This window comes from Corallococcus sp. BB11-1 (assembly GCF_026626625.1).
Lineage (GTDB): Bacteria > Myxococcota > Myxococcia > Myxococcales > Myxococcaceae > Corallococcus > Corallococcus soli.
Genome location: NZ_JAPNJY010000013.1, coordinates 181,999 through 201,942 on the forward strand (window position 1 = coordinate 181,999; position 19,944 = coordinate 201,942).

Annotated in this window: 10 protein-coding genes; 3 read left to right on the forward strand and 7 right to left on the reverse strand. The window is 69.3% G+C overall.

Annotated features, from left to right (window positions below):
• Nucleotides 1-3 precede the first annotated feature (3 nt).
• From tagF to OV207_RS12445, 6 genes are read right to left on the reverse strand one after another with little or no spacing between them, the layout of a single operon-like run.
• Complete coding sequence (gene tagF / locus OV207_RS12420) at nt 4-948, reverse strand: type VI secretion system-associated protein TagF (protein WP_267555228.1); 945 nt, start codon at nt 946-948, stop codon at nt 4-6.
• On the reverse strand, nt 948-4,604 hold the full coding sequence (gene tssM / locus OV207_RS12425; protein WP_267555342.1) for a type VI secretion system membrane subunit TssM: 3,657 nt from the start codon (nt 4,602-4,604) through the stop codon (nt 948-950). Before tssM ends, tagF begins: the two co-directional genes overlap by 1 nt.
• Complete coding sequence (locus tag OV207_RS12430; protein WP_193348385.1) at nt 4,604-5,302, reverse strand: DotU family type IV/VI secretion system protein; 699 nt, start codon at nt 5,300-5,302, stop codon at nt 4,604-4,606. Before OV207_RS12430 ends, tssM begins: the two co-directional genes overlap by 1 nt.
• Before the next feature lie 49 nt (nt 5,303-5,351).
• On the reverse strand, nt 5,352-6,719 hold the full coding sequence (gene tssK, locus OV207_RS12435; protein WP_267555231.1) for a type VI secretion system baseplate subunit TssK: 1,368 nt from the start codon (nt 6,717-6,719) through the stop codon (nt 5,352-5,354).
• A complete protein-coding gene (gene tssJ / locus OV207_RS12440; protein WP_267555233.1) occupies nt 6,716-7,312 on the reverse strand; it encodes a type VI secretion system lipoprotein TssJ in 597 nt (198 codons plus the stop codon). The genes tssK and tssJ overlap by 4 nt, the downstream gene beginning before the upstream one ends.
• Before the next feature lie 53 nt (nt 7,313-7,365).
• Nucleotides 7,366-9,630 (reverse strand): type VI secretion system Vgr family protein, encoded by a 2,265-nt coding sequence (locus tag OV207_RS12445; RefSeq protein WP_193348387.1) that lies wholly within the window; start codon nt 9,628-9,630, stop codon nt 7,366-7,368.
• 253 nt (nt 9,631-9,883) lie between these two features.
• On the opposite strand from OV207_RS12445, the gene OV207_RS12450 reads away from it, so the two are divergent.
• The 3 genes from OV207_RS12450 to OV207_RS12460 are packed head-to-tail and all read left to right on the forward strand — an operon-like array spanning nt 9,884 to nt 18,050.
• Nucleotides 9,884-11,722, forward strand: coding sequence for an OmpA family protein (locus OV207_RS12450; RefSeq protein WP_267555236.1), 1,839 nt, complete (start codon nt 9,884-9,886; stop codon nt 11,720-11,722).
• Nucleotides 11,719-17,343, forward strand: coding sequence for an adventurous gliding motility protein AgmC (gene agmC, locus OV207_RS12455; protein WP_267555238.1), 5,625 nt, complete (start codon nt 11,719-11,721; stop codon nt 17,341-17,343). Before OV207_RS12450 ends, agmC begins: the two co-directional genes overlap by 4 nt.
• A complete protein-coding gene (locus tag OV207_RS12460) occupies nt 17,340-18,050 on the forward strand; it encodes a hypothetical protein (RefSeq protein WP_267555240.1) in 711 nt (236 codons plus the stop codon). The genes agmC and OV207_RS12460 overlap by 4 nt, the downstream gene beginning before the upstream one ends.
• A gap of 123 nt (nt 18,051-18,173) precedes the next feature.
• Here the strand turns inward: OV207_RS12460 and OV207_RS12465 are convergent, their stop codons facing one another.
• Nucleotides 18,174-19,916, reverse strand: coding sequence for a serine/threonine-protein kinase (locus tag OV207_RS12465; protein ID WP_267555242.1), 1,743 nt, complete (start codon nt 19,914-19,916; stop codon nt 18,174-18,176).
• Between the last annotated feature and the right edge of the window lie 28 nt (nt 19,917-19,944).

Here is a 19,944-nt window from a genome sequence, read left to right on the forward strand (position 1 = left end):
GGATCAGACCTTCGGCGTCACGGCGCGCAGGAGCTGTTCAATGGGGCTGGAGGACGCGTCGAGCACCTGACGCTGCGCCGGGCTCAGGGCCCGCTTCGCGCTGGCGAGCGCGGCGGGGCGCTGGGTCCTGAGCGGCCACAGCTGCGCGCTCGCCAGGTCGGGCTGGGCGACATAGAGCAGGAGCGCGGGCGAGGGCGCGCCCAGGCACAGGAGCAGGCGGGGCCGGTCTCCTTCGGACCAGAGGAAGCCCGGCGACGTGGTGGGCCAGCGCAGCAGCCGGGACGCCAGCTCCAGCCAGGCCACCGGCCCCATGCGCCCGTCCAGCGGGCAGTCCAGCACCACCTGGGCCAGCGCCTGTTCGCGGTGGTGCTCACCCTTGCAGGCGGTGAGGAAGGTGTGCAGCGCGTAGTAGCGGCCCTCAGGCGACGCGTCCGCGCACACGGGCTGGAGCAGCTCCGCGCAGGAGTGCTCGGAGAGGACGCTGCCCCGCAGCCGCTCCGCCAGCTTGAAGTCGGCGGGACGCGGCAGGTGCAGCAGGGCCGCCCGCTCCAGCAGCTCCGGGATGCCGAGCCGGGGGGCATCCTGGACCAGCTCGGTGCCCGCCCGGAGGAAGGACGCGTAGGCCTCCGGCAGCAGGGCGTACCGGTCCGCCAGCTCCGCCGCGGGCAGCTCCGTGAAGACGGCCAGGGGGAAGCCCCGGCCCACGCTGTCCGCGCTCGCGGTGACCACGCCCACGAGCGCGGTCGTCAGCCCTGGCGCGGTGAACACGAAGCGGTGCGGTGTCGCGGGCAGCTCCGCCCGCGCGCGCTGCACGCGCGCCATGCCCTCCTCCAGCCAGCGGTGGAGCTGCTGGGCCAGGGGGCTGGCCGTGTTGTGCCGGACGAACTCCGCGTGCCGCGGGGTCTTGCCGAGCAGGCCGATCCGGTGTGCGGGAGGGACCACCCTCATCAGGGAGGCCCGTCCTGTGCCACGAGGTGCTTGCCGCTGCCGCAGTTCGTGTCGCCGCGCGCGATGCCCCGGGGCGGCTGGAGGCCGGGGTCCCGGAAGATCTGCATCAGCTTGCCCTTGTTTCCGGACAGGCCGAAGAACGGGTTGCTGGTGCGCTCCGGGCGGATGTCGATGGAGATGAGCGCGCCCTTCATGTCCTCGATCTCCCAGATGGCCGTGAAGTAGCGGCCGTCCGCGCTGGGCTCGATGCGCTTCACGCGCTCCAGCAGGCGGAACAGGCCCCACTCCCCGGGCTCGTCGATGTCGCCCGTGGCCCCGGAGGCGTGCTCCACGTGGATGTGCGCGCCCAGCTTTCCGGCCGCGCCCGGCCACGTCATCGGCTTCCACACCGTGTCCGGTCCGTTGCGGTACGTCTCATCCGTGCCGTCGAGCGTGAAGGAGACGGCGGAGATCTCCGAGGCGGCGTTGTCCGCGGACGTGCCGGCGCGGATGCGCACCTGGAAGCGCACCAGGGGATCCACGGAGTCGCCCACGAAGAGGGTGCTGGCCAGCGCGCTGCTCTTCTCCAGGAACGTCAGCATCTCCGGCCGGTAGTTGGAGGCGCTCTGCGGCACCATGAACTCCCACTTGCGGCCCTTGGGCGCCACGTCCTCCAGCAGCTGCTCCTTGTAGAACTTGCGGATGGTGCCGCCCTCCGGCCGCAGGTACTCCGCGATCTCCGGCAGCGGCGCCTCCAGCAGCGACGTGGCGACGAACGGGTAGCGCCCCGCCATGAGCTGCTCGTAGGGCGTGACGATCTGCTCGCACCACAGGCCGCTCTTGCCCTGGGCCACGCCGGTGGTGATGGTGATGTCCACGTTGCGCAGCGGCGGCATCAACAGCCGCTCCAGGATGGACGCGGCCCCCTCCTGCTGACGGACGAGCGCCTCCACCATCAGCTTCGTGGACTTGATCTTGTCGAGCGCCAGGCGCGACTCGGCGGGCTTCTCCTTCACCGCGAGCAGCGTGGCCTGCACCACCATGAGGTGGTCCTCGTAGAACTGGAGCGCCGTCTGCTTCTCCTGGACGTCGTCCGTGCTGTTCAGCGCCGTGACGAAGCGGATGAGGGGGGCGAAGGAGGCCTCCACGTCGCGTGGCCGCAGCTCCTCTCCGCCGTTGGTGGCGCGCGCGTCGATGAGCCTGGGCGGAGCCTTCTTCTCCGCGTCCTCCTTCGACGCGAACAGCTTCTCCATCAGCCCCGGCTCCTCCTTCTCCTTGGAGCCCCGGGCCTTCTTCTCCAGCTGCACGTTGTGCACGACGGACTGGAAGAGGCGGCCGTACGCGGACGGCTTGCCGCGCAGCAGGCTGTCGATGAGCTCCTGCGTCTGGTCCAGGTTGTTGGGCTCCTGGACGCGGATGGAGAGCAGGAAGTCGGACCACTCCTGGATGTACGTCTCGAAGTAGTCCGTGCGCAGCTGGGCGCGCGTGGCCTTCTCGTCCTCCGCGGAGTCCCGGTCCAGCACCCACGTCTGCCGGTTCTCGAAGGCGCTGGCCAGCCGGGGGCTCACCACGTTCTCCCAGGCGTTCTTCGTGAAGGCGCCGCGGATCTTCTTGCGCGTCTGGAAGGCGGGGACCGCGCCCACCAGCTCCTCCAGGTACACGTCGGGGTACTCGCGGCCGGCGTCGGCGATGATCTGCTCCAGCTCCAGCGTGGCCAGCGGCACGCGGTTGAGCGCCCGGCGGGCGGCGCGCACCACGCGGTCATCGCGCGGGAAGGCCAGGCGCTCCGGCTCCTCCGCGAGCATGCGGATGTACGTCGCGGCGTGGTGGCTGATGGTCTGCTCCAGGTCGACCTGGCCCGACGTGCCCTTCACGTTGGTCCAGTGCTCCACCATCTTGCGCACCAGCCACTCGCGGTGGGCCTCGTCGAGCTCCGGCTCACCCTGCGCGCGCGGCTGGGTGATGAGCAGGTACATCTTCAGGTCCTCGAAGTGCTTGCGGTAGTCCTCCGAGCTGGGCTTCCAGTCCAGCCGCGCCTGGTTCTGGGAGAACAGCATGAGGCTCTGCTGGATGCGTTCGTACTGGAGCCCCAGCAGCACCCGGCGCAGCGACGCGTTGTAGAAGGACTGCGCGACGGGGAAGAGCTGGTCGCCCTTGTACATGCCGAAGCGCATCCACAGCGGGATGCCGTCCGTGCGGTGCGAGGTGAGCTCCTGGAGCTGCTTGCGCAGCGGCGTGAGGTCCTGCACCCGGCTGATGTCGTCCTTGCGGTCCGCGTTCACCACCGTGATGGCGTCACGCACCTCCTGGGCCAGCTCCCGGTTCTTGAAGAAGGACAGCGTGGGCAGGCACAGCACCAGCGCCGTCGCTGCGAAGGCCGCGCCCGCCAGCGCCAGCCGCCGCTTGCGCAGCCGCAGCTCCTCCGCGGAGCTGCGCACGGCGACCTTCTGGTCCAGGAACATCACCTTCGTGAAGACGTCCCAGAGGAAGTAGCTGCGGCCCTCCGCGGTGGTCTCCGCCTGGGGACGCCCGTTCGTCGTGCCGAACACGTCACCCGCGGAGGGCGCCACCAGCTCCACCGAGCGCACGTCCTGGGTGGCGCTGGTGAAGTACAGGCCGCGGAACACCGGCGTGTCCTGGAAGATGTTCTCCAGGAAGAGCGGCTGGACGAACTCCGACAGCGTCTTGCGGAGCGCGTCGAACTTCTGGGGGAACTGGTGGATGCGCTCGCGTGTCTCCTGCTGGCGCTCCTCGCCGATGCGCTTGATGGAGCGCTGCTCCAGCACCGCCGTCAGCTCGTCGAAGCGCTGCAGGAGCAGCTCCGTGGACGCCTCCTTCTGCGCGTCCATGGGGATGGTGAAGCCCCAGAGCTGCCCGCGCTCGGAGCGGGGCAGGTCGGAGAACATCTCCACGAAGCCGGGCAGCAGGTCGCACTTGGTGACCATCAGGTAGACGGGCACCAGCATGCGCAGCCGGGAGGTGATCTCATCCAGGCGCTCGCGGATGCCCTGGCCCAGCTCGCCCGCGGCCTGCGGGTCCATGGTGAGCAGCTCGTCGATGCTCACCGCCACGATGAGGCCGTTGATGGGCCGGCGCGGGCGGTGCTTGATGAGCGTGTCCAGGAACGCGAGCCACTCCGGGCGCTCGTCCTCGCTGGCGACGTAGCGGCCCGCCGTGTCGAGGATGACGGCCTCGTTGGTCAGCCACCAGTCGCAGTTGCGCGTGCCGCCCACGCCGCGAACGCCGCCGCCCTTGCTGGAGGACAGGTAGGGGAACTTCAGCCCGGAGTTGCGCAGCGCGGTGCTCTTGCCGGCGCCCGGCGGGCCCACGATGAGGTACCAGGGCAGCACCGCCAGCGCGTCCTTGCCGCCGCGCGACAGCTTGGAGGTCTTGAGCGCCTCCACCGCCTTGGTGAACTCCGCCTGCATCGCCTTGATCTCCGGCTGGAGATCCGGCCGCACCGTCTTGAGCTCCTCGGCGGCCTGCTGCTGGAGGGCGCCCTCCAGGTTCCGGGCCGCCTTCCGGGCCCGGATGCGCTTGATGATCCAGGTGCCGCCCAGCACCAGCAGCGTCACGCCCGCCACGGCGATGGCGACCCAGAGGGGCGGAAGGTGCAGCTTGAGGATGGCGGCCCCGCCCAGCCCCAGCAGCGCCAGGAAGAAGAGGAGGTAGGCCATCACGGGGCGGCGCCTCCGTTGGCGTTCTTGGCCACGTGCAGCTCGATGTCCTTCATGAGCATCTTCAGCGTGTTGTCGAGGCTGAAGAGCAGCCCGCCGTACATGAGCAGCGCGGCCACCAGCGCCCCCGCGGCGATGGATACGATGGAGGCCTTCTTGCGAGCGGAGAACAGCGCCTCCGTGGGGCGCTCGCCGTGGGGCGACAGCACGTCGAAGTCGAACGGACGCGCGCGCTGGAGGTCCTTCTGCACGGTGTCGATGAGCGTCATCAGCTCCAGCTCGCCGCCGCGGATGCGGTAGCGGCCCTGGAAGCCGAAGAGCATGCAGAGGTAGTAGACGCGCAGGACGTCCGCGCGGTGCGGATCCTTGCGCACGCTGTGCAGCCGGCTGAAGAAGCCGTCACCGGCGACGTTCTCGTTGAAGTAGTGCAACTGGAGCAGGTGGCTCATCCAGAACTGGCGGTACGGCTCCGGCTTGCCCAGCACCACTTCGTCCAGGAGCGCGACGAGCGCGTAGGCCATGTCCTGGGCGTCCTGGTGGCTGAAGCCCAGCACGGCGGAGCGGCGCAGCAGTTCGTCCACGACCCCTCGAAGCTGGAAGTGCAGCTTCTCCGGCGGAGCCACCGAGGCAGCGTCCGAGCGTCGGAGCTGGATGGCGGCGTCGAGGCAATCCTTGGTGGCTTCGTTGACTCGGTCCATGGGAGGGCGGCCGTGCCGGGGCGCTCAGGGAGCACCCGGCCGAAAGGGGCTAGCGGTTGGAGGTGGGGACGGCGAGCAGTTCGACGCTGGTGGTGCCCACGTCGAAGGGCTGCGGCAGGTAGAGCGCGAGCGTCCGGTCGCGCAGGGCGTTCTTCCAGTAGCCGTCCTGCAGGGCGAGGGTGAAGTAGACGACCCCCGGCCGCACCGGCACCTCCGGCGGCGGGCGGTACGTCACCTCCAGCGGCACGCCCGGGGCGGCGGCCTGCACCAGACCCTGGATGTCGCCCCAGCTGGCCATCTTGGACAGCTTCGGGAGCTGTTCGGCGACCACCTTCTCCGGCAGGTCGCTGCGGATGGTGAGCAGGAACTGGCCGCACCGCTCCAGCCGCTCGTCCTCCAGCCTCCCGCGGAAGAGCCGGTCCGCTCCGGCCTCCATCGACACGGTGAGGCACTGCTCCAGCGCCACCGCGTGCATCAGCTCCCCGATGCGCCGGAACAGCTCCTCGAACGTGGCGCGCAGGTTGATGAACTGGAAGGCGGGCAGGGTGGATGGGTCCGCGTTCACCGCGAAAGTGCACAGCTGTCCGGCGAACTGGCTGAGCAGCAGGTACAGCGACTGGGGCCGCAGGTTGCCCGCGTCCAGCGCGTGCTGCACCACGGGGATGACGCCGTTGAGGGCGTTGAGCTCCAGGAACAGCGTCACGTCCGACGCGGTGAACTCCAGCGCGGACGCGTCCCGGTGCCGGCGGCGCGAGGACAGCTGCCGCTGCTTGGACACCAACAGCCGCAAGAGCGTGCGCAGCTCGGTCGTGATGGACGAGGACGCGTCGATGCGCAGGCACGGCGGGATGTACGACGGGACGAGCGACAGGTTGCCGGCCTTGTCCCGCTCCAGCTCCGCGATCTTGATGGCCTCGTAGTCGTCCCGCTGCTCCGTGCCGAACAGCAGCCGCACGTTGCGCTGGCCGAAGGACACCGGGACGATGGAGGTGGACGCCGTGAGGTCGCTGATGGGGCGGCTGGACGGGGTGTAGCGAGGGCTGCCGCCCACCTTGTCCGTGCCGCCGTAGCTCTCCACGCCGCTGCGCTCGCGCGGCACGCCGATGAAGACGTCCAGCACGCGCTGGGCCGGCGGGAAGGCCCCGTCCGCGGGGCGCGCGGCGGGTGCCTCCGGATCACCGCTCTGGAGCGACACGGGCAGGCCGTCCGGGAGGATGCCGGTGAAGCTGGCGAGCTGGACCTGGCCGGCGCGCAGCGACTCCATGTCGAACGCCAGGGACACCACGCCCCACGGGTACGGCTCCAGCGAGCCCAGCCGCGTGTCCAGCAGGGCCTCGTGGTAGATGTCCAGCTGCTGGAGGTGGTGGGGGCTCATGAACATGCCCTCCGACCACACGACGCGTTGGGGCGACTTCATGCACCGCTCCGGGGCTCCGGCGTCACACCGGGGGATGGCTGCTGCGAGGACTCCGGCACCCAGGAGGAGACGGGCGGCTGGAGCATGAGATCGATCTGGTAGCCCTGCAGGCGGTAGCGCAGCTCCTGGTCGCCCCGCTTGGGCGCCCCCAGGTCACCGCCCGCCGGACGCTCCACGCACTGCTCCGCCGGCACGGGCGGCAGCACCGCCACCGTGCGCCACGAGTAGCCGAGCGGTTGACGGAAGTGGCCCATGGTCAGCACGAAGTGGGCCTTGGGGTCGCGCTGCAGCCAGCGCTGGTTCGTCTGGCCCGGCGCGACGACGAACTCCGCGGACTGCAGCAGGTCCTCCTTGAGCAGCTCCTCCGCGCGGCCCCACAGGTCGCGGAAGCTGGCGCGCTCCAGCCGGGCGCTGTCCTTGAGCTGGATGACCCGCACCACCGTGGGCAATGAGCGCCCCCGGGGATCGGGGTTGACCTGTTCGGACACGTTCAGCACGACGTGGAAGGGAGGCGGTGTCTCGCATTGCTGCGCCACGCGCTTCACGCACCCCGTGGCCGTCAGGGAGGCCACGAGGCAGACGAGAAGCGGCACGGCGCGCGTGAGGGAATCCTGGATGCGCATCATTGTCTGGCAGGCAAAGCGGCCTAGTTCTCGGAGATCTTCGAACCCTTGATGATGACGTCACCGCTGGCGGTGACTTCGATCTTCGCGCCCTTGATGACCACGTCCCCGTTCTTCTTCACCTGGAGCGTGGCGGACCCGACCTTCAAGGTGAACTGCTCCTGGGCCACCAGGGCAATCTCCTTGGCGGAGAGCGTGTAGGCATCCTTGACGGCGTGATTGAGCTTCCCCCCCACGCTCAACAACAAATCCTTTTCCACCTTGAGTGTGCGTGACTTCTGCACCTCTTCAGACAGGTCACCACCGACCTGGAGGCTGCGTGAGCCTTTGACGGTTTCGGATTTCCTGGCGCCAACGACTTCCACCTTGGCGCCGCCGACCTGTTCGGACTTGAGGCCACCCACCAGCTCGTTGAAGGCCGCGCCCACGGTGACGGCGAGCGCGCCGCCCACGTTGAGCATCTTTCCCAGGCCCACCGTCTCCGCGGAGGCCAGGGCGACCGACACGCTCTGGTTTCCGCTCACCTGCACCGACTGGTCGCCCGTCACGGCCTCCGTGTGATTGCCCATCACGGCGGTGGAGCGGTTGCCCGTCACCGCGAGCGACTGGTTGCCGCCGATGACGGAGTCGTCGTTCTTCTTCACCTCCAGCGACTGGTTGCCTTCAATGGTGCGGCTGCGGTCCTTCTTGACGAGGAGCGTCTCATTGCCGCCCACCAGCTGGGTCTTGTCGTTCTCGACGACGATGTTCAGGTCCTTCTGGGCGTGGAGGTAGACCTCCTCGGAGCCCGCCGCGTCCTCGAACCGCAGCTCGTTGAAGCCGTCGCCTCCGGGACTGGAGCTGGAGCGCAGCGTGCTCTTCGTCTTCTCCGCGGGCAGGTCGATGGGGGGCGGGTTCTGCCCGTTGTAGACGCTGCCGGTGATGATGGGCCGGTCCGGGTCCCCCTCCAGGAACTCGACGACGACCTCCTGGCCGATGCGCGGCAGGTACAGGGCGCCCCAGCCGGGGCCCGCCCACGCCTGGCTCACGCGGATCCAGCAGGAGCTCTTGTCGTCGCCCTTGCCCTCGCGGTCCCAGTGGAACTGGACCTTGATGCGGCCGTGCGGGTCGGTGTGGATCTCCTCGCCGGAGGGGCCCACGACGATGGCCGTCTGCGCGCCCGGGATGACGGGGCGGGGCGTGCTCCGGGGCGGCCGGAAGGGCACCGTGGCCGGCTGGCAGAGGAATTCGTTGAGGTAGCCCTCCTTCGTGCCCAGCGAGGCCTGCTCCGCCACCAGCGCTTCCTGCTGGTGGCCGGTGTGGCGCACGGACAGGGGCAGGTACTTGCGGTTCAGGGCGGTGTCCGGGTGCTCCGCCAGCTCGAAGGTGTGGCCCGCGCAGATGCGCCGGCTGTAGCTGGCGCCGGACACGGTCTCCACGCGGGCGCGCAGCTCCTCCAGGCGGATCTTCGCGAGCGCCTTGCCCGCGCCGGGCTCGTCGTAGAGGCCGGGGTAGTCGTAGATCTCCAGCGCGGACTCGCCGTCGTCCGCGGTGGTGGTCGCGCCCAGGTCCTGCGCGGGGCGGGTGAAGTTGAAGTCCCGCATCGCCACGGCGCCGGGCTGGACCTCCAGCTTCGCGCTGAGCGAGTGGACGAACTCCTTGGGCGCCACCATCCGCGACCGCTCCCGGAAGACGAGCCGGGGCTCGCCCATCATGTCCGGATTGGCCGACGCGGCGTCGCCGAGCACCATCGTGTGCGCGTCCTCGCCGTGCTCGAAGAGGTAGAAGATGCCCTCCTCCTCCAGGAGCCGGGAGACGAAGTCGAGGTCGGATTCGCGGTACTGCACGCAGTAGTCGCGCTTGCGGTACGCGCTGGAGAGCGCCAGCCGGTGCTCCACCTGTCCCTGTTCGAGCACCTTGTGCACGATCTGCGGGACGGTCAGCTCCTGGAAGATGCGGCTGCGGCGGGTGTGCCGGAGCGTCCACAGCCGGGGCACCACCGTCACCCGGTAGCGGCGGCGCTGGGGGCCGGTGCCTTCGTCCCGGCGGTCGGTGCGGGCGACGACGCCATGGAAGAAGCGGGCGGTGCCATCCCCCAGCTGCACGGTGAGCCGCGCGTCCTTTCCGAGGAGGGCCGTCTCATCCAGCTCCACGTCTGGCTTCGGCGTCAGCTCGACTTCGACGGAGTAGGGCTGGGAGACGGTCTCATCCGCTTCGAACCCCAGCACGGTGAGGTCGTCGGCCGTGTGCGGCCCCAACTGGAAGTCGAACTCTGTCTGGTTCGCCAGCAGCGCAGCATTCGCGATCATCGTCTCTCCCGCGCCACGGAAGCCCCCAGGGTCACCAGACACCTGCTTTGAAAGCAGGGGTGATCGCCTGACAAATTAGAAACACGCGAGGCCCCGGGTCCGCAAGTGCTTGCGGGCACGGGAAAGCATTTCTTCACGAAGGGTCCGAGTCGTTTTGGGTTCTGGTATGGTGTTGCGCGAGGGCGGGGGGCCATGGATCGCGCAGCGACATGGATTCGGGCGGCCCACGCCATCAATACCCTCCGGGAGAGCGATGAAACGAAGGATGCTCCTGTGCCGGCTGCAAGTGCTGTCGCTCGTCCTGGCCACCGCCACCGCCGCCGCCCAGTCGCCTTTGCCCGGCATCGAGCTGGAGAGGCTGGAGCTGAACCCTGGCGCGGAGGGTTCACTCGTCGTGAGTCTGGGACAGCTTCTGCCGTCGGGCCATTATCGGGCGACCGTGGCCATGCAGTACGCGCACGATCCCCTGCTGTTTGAAAGGGATGGCGAGGATTTCAAGATTGTCGGGAGTCGCGCGACCACGCATCTGGCTGTAGCGTATTCCGCTACAAATTGGCTTCAGTTCGGCGTTCAGCTTCCGGTGGTTGCCTTCCAGAGCGGCTCGGATCTGAGCGGGGAGAACATCACGCGGCCGGCGAGCTTCGCGCTGGGCACGCCTACCGCCAGCGCCCGCGTGGGGATCCTCACGCAAGACAATGAAGGGGGCGTGGATCTGGCGTTGGAGATGGGGGTGGGCCTGCCCGTCGGCAGCAAGGAAGGGCTCACGCGGGATGGTGCGTTGAGGCTGGCGCCCCGGTTGATGGTGGGGCGGCACTTCGGCTTCCTGCGCGGAGGGGTGGAGGTCGGCTTCCTGAGCCGGCCGCAGCAGGCGCTGACCCAGCGCCCGGGCATCCTGGTGGACGAGGTGGGCAACGAGCTGCGCATCGGCGCGGCGCTCGCGACCACGGGGCGGCGGCTGCGCTGGGAGCTGAACGTCCGGGGCATGGTGCCGCTGACGAACCAGCCCGGGGCGGTGGAGCTGCTGCCCGGCGCGCGCTACCTGGTGAAGCCGACCTTCGAGCTGTTCGCGCTGGCGGGCATGGGCGTGGGCAGCGCGCCGGGGACGCCGCTCTTCCGGTTGATGGTGGGTGGGGCCTTCGGCGACGTGACGCCCGAGCGCGGGCCGGGCGAGTCCTCGGTGAACTGCGAGCCGGGGCTGCCGCACACGATTGAAGAGTGCCCCGACATGGACGAGGACCACGACGGGGTGCGCAACGGCGTGGACCGGTGTCCGCAGGTGCCCGGCACGCTGGAGCGCAACGGCTGCGAGAAGATGGACACGGACTCCGACGGCCTAGAGGACGCGCTGGACATGTGCCCCGTGGAGCCGGGGCCGGCCTCCAGCCAGGGCTGCCCGCTGCGCGACACGGACAAGGACGGCACGGAGGACGACTCGGACACCTGCCCGAACGAAGCGGGGCCGCCGGACAACCAGGGCTGCCCGGTGCGTGACGCGGACAAGGACGGGCTCGACAACGACAAGGACGCCTGCCCGAACGAGGCGGGCCCCCTGGAGCGCGACGGCTGCCCGGAGACGGACACGGACAAGGACGGCGTGCCGAACCGCATCGACAGCTGCGCCAACGAGGCGGGGACGTACGACAACCTGGGCTGCCCGCAGCACATCTACCCGCTGGTGGTGCTCCACGCGACGCGGCTGGAGATGCGGGGGAAGATCTACTTCGAGCCCGCGCAGACGCGCGTCAACGCGCGCTCCAACCCGGTGCTCGACTGGGTGGCGCAGGTCATCCTGGAGCACCCGGAGTTCCCGCTGATCGCGGTGGGGGCGCACACCGACGACCGGGGCCTGCCGGAGGCGAACCGCCAGTTGTCGCAGGGGCGGGCGGCGGCGGTGCGCCAGTACCTGATCAGCAAGAAGGTCCCGCCCGAGCGGCTCGCCGCGTACGGCTACGGCCAGGATCGCCCCATTGACAGCAACCTGACCTCCGTCGGCCGGGAGAACAACCGCCGCGTGGAGTTCCTGATCGTCGACCCGCAGGCGGAGAAGCCAGCGGGTCCCCGGCGCGAGCCGGGCTCCGGAGAGACCCGATGAAGAAGCCCTCGTTGGTCAAGGCATTGGTGGCGGGCGCGGTCCTGGTGGGGACCGTCGTGCTCGCCGCGTCGGACCTGTTCTACCTGGGGGCCGGCGGCAGCGACTACACGGCGCGGGGCCCGGACACGGTCATCAACGACTATGCGCGGGTGACGGAGTCGGTCGCCGCTGGCGCATCCCGGATTCCAGTGGGCTCCGCCGAGGGCTTCGCGAGTGGCGATCTGGTGTTGGTGCTCCAGACGCAGGGCATGGATTCCTCGATGCAGGGGCCCGACCCCACGTCCATTGATCTCTCCGGGGGGCCCGTGGGGACCTGGGAGCTGGCCCGGGTCGTCCGTGTCCTCTCCGGTTCGCGAGCGGAGCTGGTGGTCGGCGCGCCGCTGGTCCATTCGTATGCGGGGGCGGTCACGCAGGTGGTCCGCGTCCCGGAGTACGAGGACGTCCTCATCCCCAGCGGGACGAGCCTCGTGGCGCGCGAGTGGGATGGCCACACGGGCGGTGTCCTGGCGTTCCTGGCGCAGGGAACGGTGACGAACAACGGGTTGATCGACGCGAGCGGCAGGGGCTTCCGTGGGGGCGTGTTCACTCCAGGGCGCGCCAGCGTGACGGAGTGCTCCGACCTGGAGCGGTCAGCGCTGGGAGCCGGGCCCTGGCAGGGCGAAGGGGTGGATCCCCTCCGCCATGGCGACTTCGACCTGGGCTGGATTCCTTCCGCCAACGGGGGCGGTGGCGGGGTGTGCCGGCAGTCCGGCGGCGGTGGTGGTGGCCATGGGGGCATGGGCGGGCGAGGAGGCCCTTCGGCGTTCGGGCAGGCAGGCGGCCTGGGAGGAAGTGTCGTGCTGACGCCGCCCCTGCTCTCGGAGCGGTTGTTGCCGGGTGGCGGAGGCGGGAGTGGCACACACGAGGGCGGGCAGGGTGGCGGCATCATCTTCATCCGTGGCCGGGAGCTGACCGGGACCGGCGACATCCTCGCGACGGGCCGTGCGGCGGGGGCAAGCAGTGGCCCTGCGGGCAGTGGTGGTGGCGCGGGTGGAACCATCGTCGCCAGATTCACGGGGACGGCGAAGTGCAGCTCGGTGGATGCGAGCGGCGGCGCGGGTGGCACCGCGGGCGGGACGCAGGCGGGGCCTGGCGGTGGTGGCGGCGGTGGGCGCGTGTTCTTCCAGGCCGGGTCCCTGGTCGGGTGTTCGGCGCTCGTCGAACCCGGGGCCCCGGGAACCCTTCCTGACGGGCGGGACTCACGCGGCGCCGAGGCAGGTGGCGCGGGCCTTCAGCAGTTCGTCCAAGGTGCCCTCCCCGAAATGGAGGCGGCGGATGATGCGGAGAAGGCGCGAGTGTCCTCGGTCGATGAAGACCTTGATCTCGGCGATGCGGGTGATGAGGACGCGGGTGCGGCGGATGCAGGGGCGGAAGATGCAGGCCCTGCGGACGCGGGCCCTGAGGATGCAGGCGTGACGGATGCGGGCCCTGAGGATGCAGGCGTGACGGATGCGGGCCCTGAGGATGCAGGCGTGACGGATGCGGGCCCTGAGGATGCGGGTGCGACGGACGCGGGTGCGACGGACGCGGGTCCTGAGGATGCGGGTGCGACGGACGCGGGCCCTGCGGACGCAGGCGTGACGGACGCGGGCCCTCAGGATGCAGGCGCGACGGATGCGGGGGCGGAGGATGCGGGGCTCAGTGATGCAGGCCCTGCGGACGCCGGTACGACGGATGCGGGCTTCAGCGACGCGGGCTTCAGCGACGCGGGCTTCAGCGATGCGGGCTTCAGCGACGCGGGTTCCAGCGATGCAGGCCTTGCGGACGCCGGTGCGACGGATGCGGGTTCCAGCGATGCCGGCCCTGCGGATGCCGGAGCGATGGATGCAGGCCTTGCTGACGCCGGTGCTGTCGACGCCGGCCCTGTGGGCCCTGTGGATGCGGGACCCATTGATGCAGGGTTTCCAAGCAAGCCCACGGTGGTCGCACCGGTCCACGGGGCGCTCTTGAACATGGCGACCCCGACGTTCTCAGGCCGCGCGGATGCCGGAGTCCTGGTGACCCTCTACATCAACGACGATCCAGAGGTGATGAATGTCGGCGTGGACGCGGGCTCCTGGTCATACGTGCCCACCGTGGCTCTCCGGGAGGGCCTGAACTGGGTCCGGGTCAAGTCGAAGAATGCAGCAGGGAATGAGAGCCCGTTCTCCAACACCAATGTCTTCACGGTGGATACAGCGGCTCCGTCGGTGCCCACCATCAGCGTGCCCGATGCGGGGGCGTTCGTCCGCTCCAGCTCCCTGCTCTTCCGGGGCACCGCGGATCCGGACACCACGGTGTCATTGCTCTTCGATGGGGCGGATGCGGGGACCGCGCTGGCCAGCAGGACGGGAAACACCTGGAGCTTCGCGGAGCCGGTCTCCCTCACCGAGGGCTCACACACACTCAAGGCCCGAGCCACGGATCCCGCCGGCAATCGCACTGACTCTGTTGCCCGGGCGTTCACGGTGGACGACACGCCGCCGGACACGAACCTCACCGCGACGCCAAGCACGCCCCTGACCAACAACCCGACGATGCTCTTCGCCTTCACCTCGGAGGCGGGCGCAAGCTTCGAATGCCGGGTCGATCAAGGGAACTTCACCCCCTGCGTTTCGACCCAGAGCCTGAATTTCGACGGGGGGACCCACAGGTTCGAAGTGCGTGCGAAGGACAGGGCGGGCAACGTCGATCCCAGCTCCGCGCTCCACGCCTGGGAGACGGACCTGTCCAATCCCGCCGCGCCCGAGCTGACGTCACCGGACGCCGGTGCCTATCTGTCCGACACCCAGCCCGTCATCGCGGGGACGGCCGAGGCGGGAAGTGCGGTGACGGTGCTCGTGGGAGGAGTTTCCAGGGGGACGGTGGACGCGAATGCAGTGGGCCAGTGGGCGCTTCCACTCACGCTGACTGCTGGCACCTACAACGTCCATGCCACCGCGAAGGACAAGGCAGGGAATACGAGTCCCCCATCCACCAGCCGCTCGTTCACCGTGGACGTCACCGCGCCCGACACGAGAATCGATCAAGGACCCCAGCCCGATGAGTACTCCTCTGCTTCCTCCTTTCCTTTCGCCTTCAGCTTCGTCGGGACGACAGGGGAGACGGGGACCTTCGAGTGCAGCCTGGACAGCGCTGGATTCGCTCCCTGCACGAGCCCCCAGACGGTGAATGTCGGGACTCTTCCCATTGGTGAAGGACCGCACATCTTCCGCGTCCGCGCCGTGGACCGTGCACGGAACGCTGATGCCACGCCGGCCCTGGTGAATTGGACCGTGGATCGGGTGGAACCCAGTACGGTGATCACCCTGTTCCCGGCGAAGTTGACGAACCTGCCGACGTTCGCCTTCGGCTTCAGCTCCAATGAGGACGTGACGGAGTACCAGTGCATCGTCGATGGTCCTGACCCCGTCGATTCACCGTTCATCGCCAACTGCAACAATGGTTCGTATTCCGTCAACGTCTCGGATGGTCCGCACACGCTGTGGGTTCGAGCACGGGACAAGGCGAGGAACTTTGATCGAACCGCGGCCTCCTACTCATGGCGGGTGGACGGGACGCGCCCCTCGAAGCCCGTCCTGACGAGCCCGTTGGCGGGGACCCATGTCAGGACGACCCTGCCCATCATCAAGGGACGCGCGGAAGGAGGGGCGCAGGTGCGTGTGTTCGCGGGCACCACCCAGGTGGGCTCGACGACGGCCAATGCTCAGGGGGACTGGAGCGTGGGCCCTTCGGTAGAGCTGTCGCAGGGGGTGCAGAAGATCACGGCTGACGCGAGGGACGAGGCGGCGAATCTCAGCGAGCCGTCCGATGAACTCAACTTCACCGTGGACTCAGTCGCCCCGGACACGCAGTTGACCAAGACCCCGCCGCCGCTGGACAAGTCCAATCAGGCGACGTTCGAGTTCAGCTCCCCCGATCCGACCGCGACCTTCGACTGCCGCCTCGATCAGGAGGAGTTCGTTCTGGATTGCAGTTCGCCCTACACCTTGACCGTCGGAGACGGGGCGCACGTTTTCACGGTGCGTGCCAGGGACGCGGCAGGCAATGAAGATCAGACTCCCAAGATCTTCGCATGGACCGTGGACGGCGCTCCGCCAACAGTGACCATCACGTCCAAGCCCTCCCAACGGACCAACGAGAGGGTGGCGAAGTTCACCTTTGAGTCGACGGCGGCCAAGGCGACCTTCCCTTGCCAGCTCGATACACTTCCACCCGTCGCAGACTGTGGTGCGAACTTCACGTCCGCGCTGCTGGATGCTGGAGAGCACACGCTCGTCGTGCGTGCCAGGAGCCTCGCGGGGAACGAGTCCCTTCCCGCGAGCTGGACCTGGGTCATCGACACCAACCTCCCTGATACCCTCATCACTTCCGCGCCGCCGACCCCGACCAAGGAGCGCAAGTTCCTCTTTGATTACAAGTCAAACAGGCCGGAGGGAGAGGTCGTCTATTTCAAGTGCAGCCTCGACCGGGCGCCCGAAGTGGGATGTGACGAGCGACCCTTCCTCGTGGAGGTCATCTCGGATGGTGAACACAGGCTGGAGGTCACGGCGCAAGATGCGCTGGGGAACAGGGACTCCGATCCCGCCGAGCATGTCTGGACCGTGGATACGCGAAGCCCGGACACCATCCTCCTGGAGGAGCCGAAGTACCCCGGGAAGCTGGTGAACACCTCCCGGTGGCCGTTCGGCTTCAGATCCACGGAGGACGAAGGACGCTTCGAGTGCCGCCTGGATCTCGCCCTGCCCCTGGGGTGCGTCAGTCCCTTCGAACTCGACTTCAGTGATGGCTCCCACACCCTCGAGATCCGGGCCATCGACAAGGCGGGGAACGAGGACGAGAGTCCCGTGTCCTATTCGTGGGTGGTGGACACGAAGGCGCCACCGGTCCCGGCACTGACGGCGCCAGCGGCGGACGCACTGGTTTCGACAGCCACTCCACTCCTGGAAGGCACGGGTGAGCCCGGAAGCACGGTGCAGATCTCCGTGGACGGACCCTCGGTCGGCACGGTGGTCGTGAATGATGCGGGACGCTGGAGCTACTCTCCGACACAGCCCCTGCGGGATGGGGCGCATTCCATCGTGGTCCGAGCGCAAGATCCCGCCGGCAACTCGAGCGGATCCTCCGAGGCCTTCGTTCTCTCGGTGGACACGCAGGCTCCCGATACCGCCATTGTCTCAGGACCGGAGGAGCGCGTCCGGAAGACCTCGGCGACCTTCCAGTTCTCGTCACCGGAAGAGGGCGCGACCTTCGAGTGCAGCTTGAACAACGTGGAGTTCTCGCCTTGCGACGCCTCGATTTCGTTCGAGGTGATCGAAGGTGCCCACTCCCTCAAGGTGCGGGCCAGGGACCGGGCGGGCAACGTGGACACCTCTCCGGAGACCCGCTCCTGGCGCGTCTCCCTGGGCTCCGACACGCGGACCCTGGGCGGTGGCCTGAGCTGTTCCTCCTCGGGTGGGGGCGGGGGCGCCCCCTTCGGAATGCTGGCGGCACTCCTGGGCCTGGCGCTGAAGGCGGGACGGCGACGTCCCACGCGGACCCAGACGCCCGCGGATGGGGGCGGCAGTTCCCCGGCAATGGGGTGCACCCAGGCCACCGGGTGACGGTGGTTTCCAGTGGGGCGCGGCAGCGGCTGGTGGTGGGGGGGCTGCTGTCGGCCTCGGGCAATGACAAGGGCCACCTGGCCCCGGCCCTTCAGGAGGCGCGGCGCGTGCTGCATCAGGCCGGACTGCCCTTGGCGGCGCGACTCCAAGTGGCTGGGGATGCGGGCTACTGGAGCGAAGAGGGCCTGCGCTTCGCCGCGCTCAACCGCGCCTGGGTGGACGTGCTGCTCAAGGAGTCGTCTCCGACAGGCCCGCTGGCCCATGAGCCCGGCATGCTCAAGCGCGAGGCCTTCGAACTCCAGCCCTCGAAGCGGGCCGTGGTCTGTCCGGCGGGACGCGCCATGCGCGGGCCGGTGCGCAATGCCTTTGACTCGTGCGAGGTCTACTTCGGCGTCGGGTGCGCCCACTGCCCCCCGCGGGCGCGCTGTACCCGGGGCACATGCCGCAAGCTGTCCGTGCGCTGGGAGTACGAGTGCTTTGGCCGGGCCATGCTCCAGCGCATGTCACAGCGGGGGGCCGCAGCAGGCTTTCTTGCGTCTGCTTCGTGCTCGAGGCCCCTGTCTCCCTTCATGCTCAGCAGCCAGCCTTCATCGCTGATATTCCGCGCAGACCTCCAGTCGGACAGGTTTCCCAAAGCGATGCCCGGCACGTGCCTCCGCTCGGCGCTTCTCGCCAGGCTCGCCAGGGTTGAAACCCAAGACGGATGAAACCTGGGAGCGCCCGCCGTCCGGTTCCACGGGAAGAGCTTGCGCATGGGGAGCCGTGCTCCACGCGCGCCACGGTGTCCTCGGCGGCGGGCGCGATTGGGTAACGATTTTTTGGCGACCTGCTTAGCGTGTGTCCGAGGGCGACGTGAGGCTCCGGCGACGGAGCAGGTCCGCCGCCCGGGTCCGGACACTGGCCATGGCGTGGGTGCGGGCTGCCTCTTCCAGGAACGGCACGGCGGCCTCGCCCAGGTCCCCGCGGATGAAGTCCTGGCAGGTGCGGTGGAACCGGTCGCTGACGAGGCAGCGGATGGCGTTCTGGATGAGGACCGGTGCGTTGCGGTAGGCGGCGTCATTGCGCAGCGTCGCCCGGTAGGCCGCCACGCCATCCACCCAGCGAAGGTTGTCGAAGTTGACGTTCCCCTCCAGGTAGCGGACGTAGGCGCTCGTCGGATGCTTCGCGGCCAGCTTCTTCAGCGCCGCCAGGGCCGCGTCCCGCCGCTGCGCCTTTATCAACCGCTGGACCTCCTCGATGCCTGGGAGCGGCTCCGCGACGGGTTGCCACACCGGGGGGGCCGCCCGAGGAGGCTCGGCCTTCGGGGCCTCGGGAGCCGCGACCTCCAACGGCGCGGGCGCCGGTTGCGCTGACGTGGACGGAGCCACCCACCAGCCGACGCCTGCCACGAGCAGGGCGAGGAGCGCCGCGCCCCCCACCCAGAGGCGCGAGCGGCCCTCCGCGGGCGGGGCCGCGGCCGGGACGGAACGGACGGTCGCTTCGGATGTACCCGAGGGCTCTTGCTTCACGGCCACGCCTGCCGGCGACTCCACTGGCGCTGGCTCCGGAGGCCGGGCTTCTTCGGCTGGAAGGTCCGTGGGCGTTGCGCGGGGCCGCGCCCGGGCGTTGCGCGTCGCGAGCACTTCCTCGCTGGGGCGTGACGGCGCGGGGGTGGCGGAGACCGGCACCGTCGGGGCGGCGCCCATTGCATGCGCGGCGGCGGAGCTGACCGCACCCGGCCCGGCCCCTTCGAGCGCGGCCAGGAACTCCGTCGCGGACTGGAAGCGCTCCGCCGGGGCCTTCGCCAGCGCCTTCAGCAGGGTCGCTTCGAGCTCCGGGGAGAAGCCGGCTTCGGGGGCGACCGCGCGCAGGCGTGGCGGTGGGACCTCGCGGTGCATGCGCAGCAGCTCCGCGTTGCCGGTCGCGTTGAAGGGCTTCTTCCCGGTGAGCAGCTCGAAGAGCAGCACCCCGGTGGCATACAGGTCCGTGGGGGGCCCCACCGGCTCGCCGTGGATCTGCTCCGGGGCCATGTAGGCGGGGGTCCCGAGCATCATCCCGGAGGTGATGCCCGTCACCTCATCGCGAAGCTTGGCGAGCCCGAAGTCGAGGATGCGCACCTGCTCCCCGAGCCCGACCGCATGGGTGACGATGACGTTCTCCGGCTTGATGTCCCGGTGGATGATCCCCTGCTCGTGTGCGTGCGCCAGCCCCGCCAGCACCTGCCGCAGGGCGCCCAGGGCCCGGGGCAGGGGCAGGGGGCCCTCGCGCAGCAGGCTGCGCAGGGTCTCTCCGGTGACGAAGTCCATCACCATGTACGGCGAGTCCTGGTCCACGCCGAAGTCCATGACGGACACGCAGCACGGATGGGTGAGGCGGCTCATCGCGCGCGCCTCCACCTGGAAGCGCTTGCGGAAGTCCTCATCCCGGGCGGCCCAGGCGTGCAGGAACTTGATGGCGACCGCCTTGCCCACCTCCAACCGCTCGCCCCGGTAGACGATGCCCATGCCTCCCGCCGCGAGCCGCTCGATGATGCGGTAGCGCTCCTGCAACACCGAGCCGATGCGGGGATCCGAGGCGGCCGTGGACTCGTTCATGGGATGCGCACGATGACAGGCCCCGCGC